Here is a 12,662-nt window from a genome sequence, read left to right as displayed (position 1 = left end):
GCGTGGTGCGTGACGGCCGTCTCGGCGTCGGCATCGTCGGCGCGGGGCGTGTGGGCCCTGTGGTCGGCGCCGCGTTGGCCGGAGCCGGACATGCGATCGTCGGGATCACGAGCGGATCGGACGACGAGCGTGCGTCCGCGGTTCTCCCGGGCGTCCCGGTGCTGGACACGCAGGAGGTCGTGCGGCGCGCCGAGCTCGTGATCCTCGCGGTGCCTTCCTCCGAGCTGCCGTCCCTCGTCTCGGGCATCGCGGAGGTCGGCGGGTGGCAGATCGGCCAGCTCGTCCTGCACACCGATCCGGCACAGGGCATCGAGGTCCTGCGCCCGGCGGCGGAGCGCGGCGCCATTCCGTTGGCCGTGCATCCGGCGATCACGTTCACCGGGACCTCGATCGACCTCCGGCAGCTGCAGGCGGGATTCGCGGCGGTCACCGCTCCCGCCGCCGTGCTCCCGATCGCCCAGGCGCTGGCCGTGGAGATGGGGTGCGAACCGGTCGTCATCGCCGAGGCCGACCGTGCCGCCTACGCCGATGCGATCGCCACGGCCACGGAGTTCTCCCGCTCGATCATCGGCCAGTCGACCTCGCGGCTCCGCGAGATCGGCGTCGAGAATCCGGGCGGGTTCCTCTCCGCGCTCGTGCAGTCGACCGTCGAGCGGGCGCTGCGCGACGCCTCGGATCCGCCACCGCTGGTCTGATCGCCTTCCCGGCGCGGCGTCTCGGGCTCAGCGTCCGCCGGAGAAGCCGCCTCCGCCCCCGCCTCCGGAGAAACCGCCGCCGAACGAGCCACCGGTGGCCGACGAGGTGCCGGTGGACGGCGCGGAGTAGGTCGCGGACGCCGTGGACGAGCTCATGAACGCCACGAGTGACGTGCGGAGAGCGAAGGACGTGGGGTCGCCGATCCACGTCGGTCCGTGCGCCGCCCGGCTGTACGCACTCTCCAGCACCCGGCCCCACTCGTCCTCCATGCCGAACAGCATCGCGTAGGGGAGGAGGCGCTCGTAGACATGGATGACGTCCGCCCCCTCCTCGGTGCGCCGTTCCGCGCCGGTGTAGGACTGCAGCATCCGCAACCGATCCTCCTCCGCGACGCGGATGAACTCGCGCACCCCCTGCAGGTGCTCGTACGCCTGTGCACCCTCCGGCGTCAGAACCGTGTGCCGCGAGAAGGTGTAGAAGCTCGAGGCCGCGACGAGCAGTGCCCCGACGGAGATGGCCAGGAGCGCGGGGCCGGCGGACAACCGTCCGGACGCCACGGCGACGATGGCGACGACGAGACCCGCCACGGCGACGGCGATGGCCACGCCCTGCAGGACGACGGCCGCGCGGCTGCGCGCCCTGGTCGTCAGACCCCGGCGGGCGGCCTCCTCCTCGCCCTTCGTCGTCAGGCCCGTCATCCGTGCGGCGAAGGCCTCGCTCTCGGTCGGCAGGTCAACGACGCCGTCCGCATCCGCGTGGACGAAGAGCGCGTCGAGCGCAGCCTGATCGAGGAGACTCGGGGCGATGCCGTGGGGTCGTCGTCGCAGCCGTGGCGATTCGGCTGACGCACCTTCCTCGATGCGCAGCGCATCGCGGACGGCAAGGTGCACGATCTCGGCGGGGACCACGTTCTTGGCTCCGGGCAGGAGTGCGGCCGCGAGGAGGGGCGGCTGGTCGTCGGGGACCTCGTACTGCGCCACGATGATCCCGGTGGCGCGACGCCGACGTCGTCCCGAGCCCACCGCGGCCGCCCAGCCGGCCGCGGAGAGACCGACGGCGCCGACAGCAGCGAGCACCGGCCCGAGGTCGGCGACGGGATCGGGCAGGCGGGCGGCGGGCTGGGTCACCGTCCCCGGTGCGAAGCCGATGGCCACCGTCACCCCGTCCCCGGCGGGCAGCGACCGGGCCTCGACGTGGAAAGCCGCGGCCTCTCCGTCGGCGACCGGTCCCTCCAGGTCGCAGAGCTCCGTGGATCCGGAGGGGCCGATGTAGCACGCCGTCGCACCGGTGAGCTGAGCCGTGAGTGCGGCGTCGAAGCGGATGTCGGCTCGGAACGCCTCGATCGGCTGTGTGCTGTCGAGGGGGAGGAGGTCCCAGTAGAACTCGTCCGCGGTGCGGGAACCCGACGCGTCCGGAGCGCTCCCGACGATGATGTCGCGCATCTCGTACTCGATGACGTACGTGGTCAGGCCGTGGACGAAGTCGTCGTCGCCCGTGAGGACGAAGAGCGTCCCGTCGTCCTCGTCGGTCTCGTACGGGACGGCGGCTCCGTCTTCGTCGGTCACCGCCAGCACCCGGGTGTCGAGGGTGGCGTCCTTGTAGGTCGTCGCCAGTCCCCGCACGATGCCGCGGTTCTGGTCGGCGTCGGGGAATCGCGCGACGACGGTCTCCGTCACCTGCATGCGCGCCCGCCCGTCCTCGTCGAGCCCGACGTCGTAGACCGCGTCCCACGAGGCGTAGGAGAACTCGTCCACGTCGGCGGCGGAGACGATGGTGGTCGCCTTCGCCGGGGCCGCCGCGACGGCGATCTCCGGCGCGAGGACAGGGACGGTGGCGAGAGCGACGACGGCGCTCGCGCGGAGGATCCGAGTGGGGGCCATGCCTCGAGGCTACCCAGCACGTGGCGCGGTGAGGACGTCCCGCGCCTGTCCTCGCCGCCTGTCCGGAGCCCGCCGCGCCATCTCGGTAAACTGGGGAGGACTTCCAAGGAGCCCCGCACATGACTGACGCGCCCGCCGCGCCCGAAACGGCCTCGGCCGCCCCTTCCGCCGAAGAGGACATCCACGAGCAGAAGGCCGTCCGCCTCGCCAAGCGCGAGCGTCTGATCGAGAAGCGCGCGGACGCCGGCGGCGGTGCGTTCCCGGTCGCGGTGCCTGTGACGCACAGCATCCCCGCTCTGCGCGCGGAGTACGGAGACCTCGAGCCCGGCGCCGAGACCGGCGTCGTCGTCGGTGTCGCCGGTCGCGTGGTGTTCAGCCGCAACACCGGCAAGCTCTGCTTCGCGACGCTCCAGGCCGGCGACGGCTCCCGGATCCAGGCGATGGTCTCGCTCGCCAACGTCGGCGAGGAGTCGCTCGCGGACTGGAAGGAGTACGTCGACCTCGGCGACCACGTCTTCGTGCACGGTGAGGTCATCTCCAGCCGCCGCGGCGAGCTGTCGATCATGGCCGACGACTGGGCCATCGCGTCGAAGGCGATCCTCCCGCTGCCCAACGCCTATGCCGAGCTGAGCGAAGAAGGACGTGTCCGCAGTCGCTACCTCGACCTCATCGTGCGGGAGCAGGCGCGCACGACCGTGCGTGCGCGTGCGGCGGTGAACGCGAGCCTGCGGGCGACGTTCGCCGCCCACGGCTACCTCGAGGTGGAGACGCCCATGCTGCAGGTGCAGCACGGCGGCGCGTCCGCTCGCCCGTTCGTCACCCACTCCAACGCGTTCGACACGGAGCTCTACCTCCGCATCGCCCCGGAGCTCTACCTCAAGCGCGCGGTCGTCGGCGGTATCGAGCGGGTGTTCGAGATCAACCGGAACTTCCGCAACGAGGGTGCCGACTCGACGCACAGCCCGGAGTTCGCGATGCTCGAGGCCTATCAGGCCTACGGCGACTACAACCAGATGGCGGCACTGACGCAGGAACTCGTGCAGCAGGCCGCGATCGCCGTGGCCGGGTCGACCACGGTCACCTGGGCGGACGGCACCGAGTACGACCTGGGTGGCGAGTGGGACCGCATCTCGATGTACGAGTCGCTGTCGGCCGCCTCCGGGCGCACCGTCACGCCGACGGACGCCGTCGAGGACCTGATCGCCTTCGCCGAGGCGAACGGCGTCGACGTGCCGCCTCAGGCCACGCACGGGAAGCTCGTCGAGGAGCTCTGGGAGCACTTCGTGAAGGGCGACCTCGTCCGGCCGACGTTCGTCATGGACTTCCCCGTCGACACCTCCCCGCTCGTGCGGGAGCACCGGTCCATCGAGGGCGTCGTGGAGAAGTGGGACCTCTACATCCGCGGCTTCGAGCTGGCGACCGGGTATTCCGAGCTCGTCGACCCGGTCATCCAGCGTGAGCGGTTCGAGGAGCAGGCGAAGCTCGCCGCCCGAGGCGATGTCGAGGCCATGCCGATCGACCAGGAGTTCCTCCGGGCTCTGGAGCACGGCATGCCGCCGTCCGGGGGGATGGGCATGGGCATCGATCGTCTGCTGATGGCGATCACCGGTCTGGGGATCCGCGAGACGATCCTCTTCCCGCTGGTCAAGTAGCGGCGAGGCGCTCACTCTCCGCGCCCCCTGCGGAAGGCCCACTCCGGCAGCACCGCCCCGCCGATCATGGCGTCGAGCAGCAACGCGAGACTGTACGTCGGGTCGATGTCGCGCGCCATGTCGAGGTAGCGGCCCGCATGCGTGGCGCGCCCGAGAGCCCAGGACAACCAGGCCGCGACGGTCAGCGGGCCGGGGCGAGCCTCCCGCGGCGCCTGTGCTGCGGCCTGGCGCACGGTACGGAGCGCGGTGCGGAGCCGCTCGCCGTCCGGTGCCGTGCCGCGACCGAGGAACACGCGCCCGACGTCGTCGGGCACGGGGGACCCGGCGGCGGCGAAGGCGAGCTGCGCCTCCATGGTGCGGATGCCCTGACGGTGATCGGTCGCCCACTGGGCGATCGCCGTGTCGCGGACCGGTGGTCGTCCCAGACACCACACGAGTGCCGCGGTGGAGAGGGGCGGGAGCGGATCCGGTGCCTCGAGTACCGATTCGAGGAACGCGGGGATGTCGTCGAGCAGGGCGACCGCCGCGATCACCTGCGGCTCGCCGGCGTGCGCCGTGCGCTCCGGGCCGAGCGTGCGGTCGAGGCCGCGCAGGATACGGGCGACCCGCCGGGCCTCCGCGGCGGAGGCGGCCGGCAGCGCCGCTCCGGCGAACTGGTCGCCCGAGACGTCGCCGAGCGCAGCGGCCCCGGGCGGCGGAACGATGTCCGTCAAGGGGTGCAGCTGCGGATCGGTCTCGTCGTATCGACACCAGCCCTCCGGCGTCACGCACAGGGCCTCGACCACGCGCAGGCCCGCCGCCTCCGCACAGCCGAGAAGCGTGTCGACGGCCACCGCGTGCGGCAGCACGAGGCCGTCGGGCGTGTGCTGCGCCGCGTCGCCGGTGTAGACCACGACGGCTATCGCGTCCGTCCCCGGCACACGGACGGCCAGATCGACCGCCGCCGCGGCGTAGTGCAGGACGGGGATGACGTGATCGGGGAGGTCGAGGCGCATGGCCCCGTCGCTGCGTGTGCCGTGGAAGGGGAGGAGGACCAGACTCTCCCGGGGGGTGAAGCCGGCGAGGGCGGGCACGATGCCGAGGAACTGGGCGGAGTCGGAGGCGCGGAGCACGGTTGTCATGAGGAGAGGGTCGCGGGTCCCCGCTCTCCGGGGGCTCCCCGGGGAGCGCTGTGGACGAGATTCCTGGGAAGCGGCGCCTGTGCACGAGTAGTCGCTCGCGTACGATGGAGGCATGGACAACTTCTGGCTCGCCGCGGCATGGTCGCTCCTGCCGACGGTCGGCGTCAGCATCGTCTTCTTCGTTGTTCTCCGCGGCATCCTCCGGTTCGATCGCACCGAGCGCAAGGTGCACGCGCAGATCGAGGCCGAGGAACGCGCCGCGCGCGGGCTGCCGCCGCGCGCTTGAGTCCGACCCATCCGCTACTGTGAAGCGAGCGCGCCGGGTCCGGCGCGACCCGGGGTGACGACGATCCCCGGTGTGGGTGAGGGGGCGTGATGACCGCGGAATCCTGGGGATGGTGGGTCGCCGCCTTCGTCCTGGTGCTCGACATCATCATCCGCGTCACCGCGATCATCGTGATCCCGCGCAATCGCCGCCCCACCGCGGCGATGGCCTGGCTCCTCGCCGTGTTCTTCATCCCGGTGGTCGGGGTCTTCCTCTTCCTCCTGATCGGCAACCCGCGCCTGCCGCGGGCACGGCGCCGCAAGCAGGAGCAGATCAACCAGTACATCGCGGAGACGAGCGAGCACCTCCACTTCGGGACGCTGCGGCCGAACGCCCCCGCCTGGTTCGGGCCGATCGTGCAGATGAACCAGCGTCTCGGGGCCCTGCCGCTCTCCGGCGACAACGGCGCCCATCTCATCTCCGACTACGAGGAGTCGCTCGACGAGATGGCGGAGGCCATCCGCACCGCGCAGGACTACGTGCACGTCGAGTTCTACATCCTGCAGTCCGACGACTCGACGGACAACTTCTTCCGCGCCCTCGAAGAGGTCGCCGCGCGGGGTGTCGCCGTGCGCGTGCTCCTCGACCACTGGGCGAACCGGGGCAAACCGCGCTATCGCCAGACCATCGCCCGCCTGAACGAGATGGGCGCGGAGTGGCACCTGATGCTCCCCGTGCAGCCGCTCAAGGGCAAGATGCAGCGCCCCGATCTGCGCAACCACCGGAAGCTCCTCGTCGTGGACGGCAACATCGCCTTCCTGGGATCGCAGAACATCACGGACTCGACCTACAACCTGCCGAAGAACATCCGGCGGGGACTGCACTGGGTCGACCTGATGGTCCGCCTGGACGGACCGGTCGTGCTGAGCGTCAACGCGATCTTCCTCAGCGACTGGTACAGCGAGACGGACGTCGTGCTCGAGGAGATCGACATCTCGCACGCCAACATCGGCTCCGGCGACCTCGACTGCCAGGTGGTGCCGTCAGGCCCGGGATTCGAGGTCGAGAACAACCTGCGGCTCTTCCTCGCCCTCCTGTACGCGGCGAAGAAGCAGATCATGATCGTCAGCCCGTACTTCGTCCCGGACGAGGCCCTGCTGCTCGCGGTCACCGCGGCCGTCGATCGCGGTGTCGAGGTGCAGCTCTTCGTCTCGGAAGAGGGCGACCAGGCGATGGTCTACCACGCCCAGCGCAGCTACTACGAGGCGCTGCTCCGGGCGGGGGTGCGGATCTGGATGTATCGGAAGCCCTACATCCTCCACACCAAGAGCCTCACGATCGACGACGAGGTGGCCGTCATCGGCTCCAGCAACATGGACATGCGCTCGTTCGGCCTGAACCTCGAGGTGTCGATGCTCGTACGCGGCGAGGAGTTCGTCGCCGAGATGCGCGAGGTCGAGGACAAGTACCGGTCGCTGAGCCGGGAGCTGACGCTCGAGGAGTGGCTGCAGCAGCCGCTGCGTTCCACCGTGCTCGACAACCTCGCGCGGCTCACGTCCGCGCTGCAGTGATCTCTCGATCCGTCAACCCCGGTTCCGGGGAGCGGAACCCGCCGCTAGCCTGAGGACATGACTCCCCGCAGGCTCGTGCTCGCCGTGTCCTCCGCGCTCGCCGCGGCACTCGTCCTCGCCGGTTGCACGGTGGGCCCCGGCGGAGCCGCACCGCACTCGACGTCCGACCCCTCCAGCGGCCCGGGAAGCGCCGGGAGCACCGACGACCAGGACGACATGGATGGAGCGCTCCTCGACGACGGACGGATGTTCGCCGTCGTGAGCTGGGGGTCGTCGACCTGCCTCCCTCAGGTGGACGAGGTCTCCGCCGAGGGGCAGCGGGTCTCCGTGACGCTCGTCGAGCCGGAAGGCGACGGCGCGACGGAGCAGGCCTGCACGGCCGACCTCGCACCGCGAGCCAGCCTCGGTGCGCTGCCGGACGGAGTCGATCCGACGAAGGACGTGACGCTGGTGGTGACCTACGGTGATCTGATCGACGAGATCGATGTCGACGGCGACCCCGCGGCCACGGCGACCCCGGGTTCGTCCACCGAGTACCAGCCGTCTGCGGCCTGGTTCGACGACGGCGGTCTGGTCCTCCTGACCTGGGGCTCCTCCAGTTGCGCTCCGGTCGTCGAGTCGGTCGAGGCGGAAGGCACGACGGGGACGGCGACGTTCGTCACGGACGAGGATCAGGTGTGCACCATGGACATGGCGCCGCGGGCCACGGTGATCCAGTTCCCCGAGGACGAGGTCGACGATGACGCCCCGTTCGAGCTGACGCTCGTCGGCGGGGGTCTCGACGGCACGGTCGAGGTCCGCTGAGCCGGACGCCCTCGTCAGAGGATGTGCACCGGGTGACCGGTGGGCAGGGCGAGCAGAAGCGCGCCCGGATCGGCCCGACAGGTGACGTGGACGGCCTCGCCGAACTCGTCCCCGTCGAGCTCGACCGGTGTGGGCGCCGACGCAGCGGCCTCGGCACGAGCGCCGCGGAAGTAGTGGACCGAGGCATCCGTCCCACGGCGTTCGAGCACGAACCGGCCGGCGCGTGAGCGACGCAGCACGGAGTTGTCCCACCAGATCTTGCGCCAGACTCCGAGCCAGCCGAGCACGCCCGTCGGCTGGATGACCGCGACGTCGAGGGTCGCATCGGTGATGGAGGCGTCCGGGATGAGGGAGATGCCGGCCGGAAGAGTGCCGCAGTTCGCGAACAGGATGCTGTGCACCTTCGTGGAGTGCAGGCGCCCCGTGCCGATCTGGTACACCGCCCGGAAGGGCTTGGCGCGCGGGAGGGATCGGGCGGCGCCGTCGACGTAGGCGATCCAGCCGACGGATTTCTTCAGGTCGGCTCGCGTGTTCGCGATCATGTCGGCGTCGAGACCGATGCCGGCGAGCACGACGAAGGCATGCTCCTCCTCGGAGCCGTCCGCCCTGGTCATCCGCGCCCAGCCGATGTCGATCGGGTGACGGAAGTCGCCGAGGGCGGCGCGGATCATCTCCGCCGGGTCGGCCAGGGGAAGGCCGAGGTTCCGGGCGAGCAGGTTCCCGGTGCCGCTCGGCAGGATGGCGAGGGGGACCCCGGTGTCGGCGATCGCCTCCGCGACGGCGCGCACCGTCCCGTCTCCGCCGGCCACGAGCACGACATCCACACCGCGCGCGAGCGCCTCGGCCGTCGCTCCCTGGCCGGCATCCTCCACCGTCGTGGGATAGAAGGCGGGGTGGTCCCACCCGGCCTCACGGGACAGATCGCGGACCTGTGCCCGCAGGCGCTTCCCGTCGACTTTCACGGGGTTGTACACGAGCGCCGCCTGCTTCAGAACGGGAGGACTCGTGGCCATGGCGCTACTCTAGACCGGCATCGTCCGAGGGGCGGGACGCCGGTGGAGGGAAAACCCCACCGCCCGGTCCCTCGCCGCGCACCTCGTAGACTTGCGGAATGATCGACCTCGCACTCCTCCGCGAAAACCCGGAGATCGTCCGCCGTTCGCAGGCTGCCCGTGGCAACGACCAGAGCACCGTCGACGTCGCACTCGAGGCCGACCGATCGCGCCGCGCGGCACTGGCCGCCTTCGAGGAGCTGCGTGCGGAGCAGAACGCGTTCGGCAAGCTGGTCGCGAAGGCGCCCAAGGAGGAGAAGGCCGCCCTGGTCGCGCAGGCCAAGGACCTCGCCGACCGGGTCAAGCAGGCCCAGCACGCGGCCAACGAGGCCGCCGACGCCGCGGCCGCGGCCCTCGCCCGGATCGAGAACGTCGTCATCGACGGTGTCCCCGCCGGCGGGGAGGCGGACTTCGTCGAGCTTCGTCGCGTGGGGGAGGTGCCGGCGTTCGACTTCGAGCCGCGGGATCACCTCGAACTCGGGGAGATGCTCGGCGCGATCGACATGGAGCGCGGCGCCAAGGTCTCCGGCGCGCGCTTCTACTTCCTGCGCGGGATCGGTGCGCGCCTCGAGATCGCGCTCATGAACCTCGCCCTCGACAAGGCGCTGCAGAACGGCTTCGTGCCGCTGATCACGCCCACGCTCGTGCGTCCGGAGATCATGCAGGGCACCGGCTTCCTCGGCGAGCACGCCGACGAGGTGTACCACCTCGACAAGGACGACGACCTCTACCTCGTCGGCACCAGCGAGGTCGCTCTCGCCGGGTACCACAAGGACGAGATCGTCGACCTCGCGCCCGGCGCCCTCCGCTACGCCGGATGGTCGACCTGCTACCGCCGAGAGGCGGGCTCGCACGGCAAGGACACCCGCGGCATCATCCGCGTGCACCAGTTCAACAAGCTGGAGATGTTCGTCTACACGACCGCCGAGGACGCCGAAGCGGAGCACCTGCGGCTCGTCGCGCTGCAGGAGGAGATGCTGACCTCGCTCGGCCTCGCCTACCGGGTGATCGACGTCGCCGCGGGAGACCTCGGGTCGAGCGCGGCGCGGAAGTACGACATCGAGGCCTGGGTGCCCACGCAGGGCGCGTTCCGCGAGCTGACCTCCACGTCGAACTGCACGACCTTCCAGGCACGGCGTCTCGACGTGCGGTACCGCCCCGCGGCGGAGGAGGGCGGCACGGCGGCGAAGACCCAGCACGTCGCGACCCTCAACGGCACGCTCGCGACCACGCGCTGGATCGTCGCCCTGCTCGAGACGCACCAGCAGGCGGACGGCTCGGTGCGGGTTCCCGAGGTCCTGCGCCCCTACCTCGGCGGACTCGAGGTGATCCGCCCGCTCGCCGACGAGCAGGCCACCCGATGACGGCCCCCTGGCTGGTCGGCCTCGACGTCGACGGGACCATCCTGCTGCAGGACGAGACGATGAGCCCCGGCGTGCCCGAGGCCGTGGCCCGTGTGCGGGACGCCGGTCATGTCGTGACCATCGCGACGGGCCGCAGCTGGATGGCGACGCGGCGCTACGTGGAGGAGCTCGGGCTGACCGCCGACTACGTGGTGTGCTCCAACGGCGCCGTGACGATGCGGCGCGACGGCGACGAGTGGGAGCGCTGGCACGTCGAGACCTTCGACCCGACGCCGGTGCTCGCACTGCTCCAGGAGCGCCTCCCGGACGCCCGCTACATGGTCGAGCTCGGGTCGGGGCAGCGGCTGTTCACCGAGCAGCTCGACGACTGGACGCTCGACGGCGGACGACAGGTCGACTTCGAGGAGCTCGGGGCCCTCCCCGTCTCTCGCATCGTGGTCGTCTCGCCGGGACACGACGAGGACGACTTCCACCGTCTCGTCGCCGACGCCGGACTCAACGAGGTCTCGTATGCGATCGGCTGGACGGCGTGGCTGGACATCGCCCCGCAGGGCGTGGACAAGGGCACGGCGCTGGAGCGCGTGCGCGACGAGCTCGGCCTCGATGCGGCCCGCGTCCTCGTCGCCGGCGACGGACGCAACGACATCGGCATGTTCGGCTGGGCGCGCATCGGCGGCGGTCGCGCCGTGGCGATGGGTCAGGCGCCGGCCGAGGTCAAGGACGCCGCGGGCGAGGTGACCGCCGACGTCGAGCAGGGAGGGCTGGCGGCGGCTCTGAACACGCTTCCAGCACCCGCCCAGGTCGACGCAGGAGAATAGAACTCGGCTAGACTCGCGCCTGGTCGGCAGATGTTTCTGTCGGGAGGGTTGTCCGAGCGGCCGATGGAGCTGGTCTTGAAAACCAGTGGGCAGAGATGTCTCGTGGGTTCGAATCCCACACCCTCCGCTTCCTGAGCGCGGTACCCCCGCCGTCGCTGAATTCGAAAGGGCCCGAGTGAGCGAGAACACCCGACGCCGCCGCACCGTCGCACGACATGGTCAGCTGCGCTCGCCCGGCGCCGCCAGTCAGCTCCTCAAGCTCCTCGCGATCAGCATGGCGGTCGTTCTCGTCAGCGGCATCGGTGTCGCTGCCTACATCTGGTTCGACTTCTCGAGCACGGTCTCGGCGAACGCCGTCGACCTCGACGGCCAGGAAGACCTGCCGCCGGACATCGGGGAGTACAAGGGCGGCTTCAACCTCGTCCTCACCGGCGTCGACACGTGCGAGGACGACTACAAGCAGTACTTCGGCGATCGGTGCACGGGCGGCGACGCCGAGGGCACCCTCAACGACGTGAACCTGCTCGTGCACGTCTCGGAGGAGCCGCGGCGGATCACGGTCGTCAGCTTCCCCCGCGACCTGATGATCCCCATCCCGTCCTGTGAGGACGAGGACGGCAACGCCACCGCCGCGATGAGCAAGCAGCCCCTGAACGTCGCGTACACCGACGGCGGACTGAACTGCGTCGTCCGCACGATCTCCGCCCTCACCGACCAGGAGGTGCAGTTCGCCGCCTCCGTGACGTTCGGCGGCGTCATCGAGATCACCAATGCGATCGGCGGCGTCGACGTCTGCCTCGCCAATCCGATCCGCGACCGCTACACCGGTCTCGACATGGCCGCCGGGACCCACACCGTGCAGGGCCTCGAAGCCCTGCAGTTCCTCCGCACCCGTCACGGCGTCGGCGACGGCAGCGACCTCGGCCGCATCGGCAACCAGCAGCAGTACATGTCCAGCCTCGCCCGCAAGCTCATCAGCGGCGAGGTGCTGGGCAACGTGCCGGTCATGCTGAAGCTCGCCAACACCGGCATCCAGAACCTGGAGACGAGCACGTCGCTCGCCGATCCCATGATGATCGTGCAGATCGCGCTCGCCGTGAAGTCGGTGCCCTTCGAGGACATCGTGTTCGTGCAGTACCCGACGCTGACCGACTGGAACGACCCGAACAAGGTCGTGCCGAACGAGGAGGCCGCCGTCGCGCTCTGGGACGCCATCGAGGCCAACGCCCAGCTGCAGATCACCCACGAGAACACCAGCAACGACGGCGTCGTCGTGCAGGACCCGACGACTCCGACCGAGCCCGCCGAGCCCACCACGCCGACGCAGGAGGCGACGCCGACCCCGACGACCGCTCCGGACGTCGTGGCGCTGCCCGATTCGATCAAGGGCAACTCCGCCGCGCAGCAGACCTGCTCGAACGGCAACGTGCGCTGATCGG

The 12,662-nt window shown here is 70.6% G+C and carries 11 protein-coding genes and 1 tRNA gene; 9 read left to right on the top strand and 3 right to left on the bottom strand.

The annotated features are described in order from the left end of the window. The first annotated feature begins 2 nt into the window (after positions 1 to 2). Entirely contained in the window at positions 3 to 695 is a 693-nt protein-coding gene (locus tag ACIQID_RS08065) for a DUF2520 domain-containing protein (protein WP_400283625.1), read from the top strand. Between the two features lie 27 nt (positions 696 to 722). Here ACIQID_RS08065 and ACIQID_RS08060 read toward each other — a convergent pair whose 3' ends face one another. Further along, positions 723 to 2,576, bottom strand: coding sequence for a DUF2207 family protein (locus ACIQID_RS08060; protein ID WP_400283622.1), 1,854 nt, complete (start codon positions 2,574 to 2,576; stop codon positions 723 to 725). 119 nt (positions 2,577 to 2,695) lie between these two features. On the opposite strand from ACIQID_RS08060, the gene lysS reads away from it, so the two are divergent. Next, positions 2,696 to 4,228 carry a lysine--tRNA ligase gene (lysS, locus tag ACIQID_RS08055; protein ID WP_312673769.1) on the top strand — a complete coding sequence of 511 codons (1,533 nt, stop codon included), beginning with the start codon at positions 2,696 to 2,698 and terminating at the stop codon, positions 4,226 to 4,228. Between the two features lie 11 nt (positions 4,229 to 4,239). On the opposite strand, the gene ACIQID_RS08050 is transcribed toward lysS, so the two are convergent. Further along, positions 4,240 to 5,349 (bottom strand): DUF4192 family protein, encoded by a 1,110-nt coding sequence (locus ACIQID_RS08050; protein ID WP_400283619.1) that lies wholly within the window; start codon positions 5,347 to 5,349, stop codon positions 4,240 to 4,242. A 112-nt stretch (positions 5,350 to 5,461) separates the two neighbouring features. On the opposite strand from ACIQID_RS08050, the gene ACIQID_RS08045 reads away from it, so the two are divergent. The 3 genes from ACIQID_RS08045 (at position 5,462) to ACIQID_RS08035 (ending at position 7,989) form a co-directional block, all read left to right on the top strand. Then, the gene (locus ACIQID_RS08045; protein WP_167627854.1) at positions 5,462 to 5,635 is read left to right on the top strand and encodes a hypothetical protein; all 174 of its coding nucleotides are present in this window, start codon (positions 5,462 to 5,464) and stop codon (positions 5,633 to 5,635) included. Between the two features lie 89 nt (positions 5,636 to 5,724). Continuing rightward, positions 5,725 to 7,185: a cardiolipin synthase gene (gene cls, locus ACIQID_RS08040; RefSeq protein WP_312673767.1), complete on the top strand. Its 1,461-nt coding sequence runs from the start codon at positions 5,725 to 5,727 to the stop codon at positions 7,183 to 7,185. Positions 7,186 to 7,242: 57 nt separating this feature from the next. After that, positions 7,243 to 7,989, top strand: coding sequence for a hypothetical protein (locus tag ACIQID_RS08035; RefSeq protein WP_400283615.1), 747 nt, complete (start codon positions 7,243 to 7,245; stop codon positions 7,987 to 7,989). A gap of 14 nt (positions 7,990 to 8,003) precedes the next feature. On the opposite strand, the gene ACIQID_RS08030 is transcribed toward ACIQID_RS08035, so the two are convergent. Continuing rightward, positions 8,004 to 9,002, bottom strand: a complete 999-nt coding sequence (locus tag ACIQID_RS08030) for a diacylglycerol/lipid kinase family protein (protein ID WP_400283612.1) — start codon at positions 9,000 to 9,002, stop codon at positions 8,004 to 8,006. 98 nt (positions 9,003 to 9,100) lie between these two features. On the opposite strand from ACIQID_RS08030, the gene serS reads away from it, so the two are divergent. From serS to ACIQID_RS08010, 4 genes are all read left to right on the top strand, one after another. Then, entirely contained in the window at positions 9,101 to 10,405 is a 1,305-nt protein-coding gene (gene serS / locus ACIQID_RS08025; protein ID WP_331202246.1) for a serine--tRNA ligase, read from the top strand. Next, entirely contained in the window at positions 10,402 to 11,223 is an 822-nt protein-coding gene (locus ACIQID_RS08020; RefSeq protein ID WP_312673760.1) for an HAD hydrolase family protein, read from the top strand. The genes serS and ACIQID_RS08020 overlap by 4 nt, the downstream gene beginning before the upstream one ends. A 42-nt stretch (positions 11,224 to 11,265) precedes the next feature. Further along, positions 11,266 to 11,350 (top strand) — tRNA-Ser (locus ACIQID_RS08015). 48 nt (positions 11,351 to 11,398) lie between these two features. After that, entirely contained in the window at positions 11,399 to 12,658 is a 1,260-nt protein-coding gene (locus ACIQID_RS08010; protein ID WP_312673759.1) for an LCP family protein, read from the top strand. The last annotated feature ends 4 nt before the right edge of the window (positions 12,659 to 12,662 follow it).

Source organism: Microbacterium sp. NPDC091676 (genome assembly GCF_044756645.1).
GTDB classification, from domain to species: Bacteria; Actinomycetota; Actinomycetes; order Actinomycetales; family Microbacteriaceae; genus Microbacterium; species Microbacterium paraoxydans_D.
Note: the sequence above shows the minus strand (reverse complement) of the source record. Positions and strands in the feature narration are given on the sequence as shown.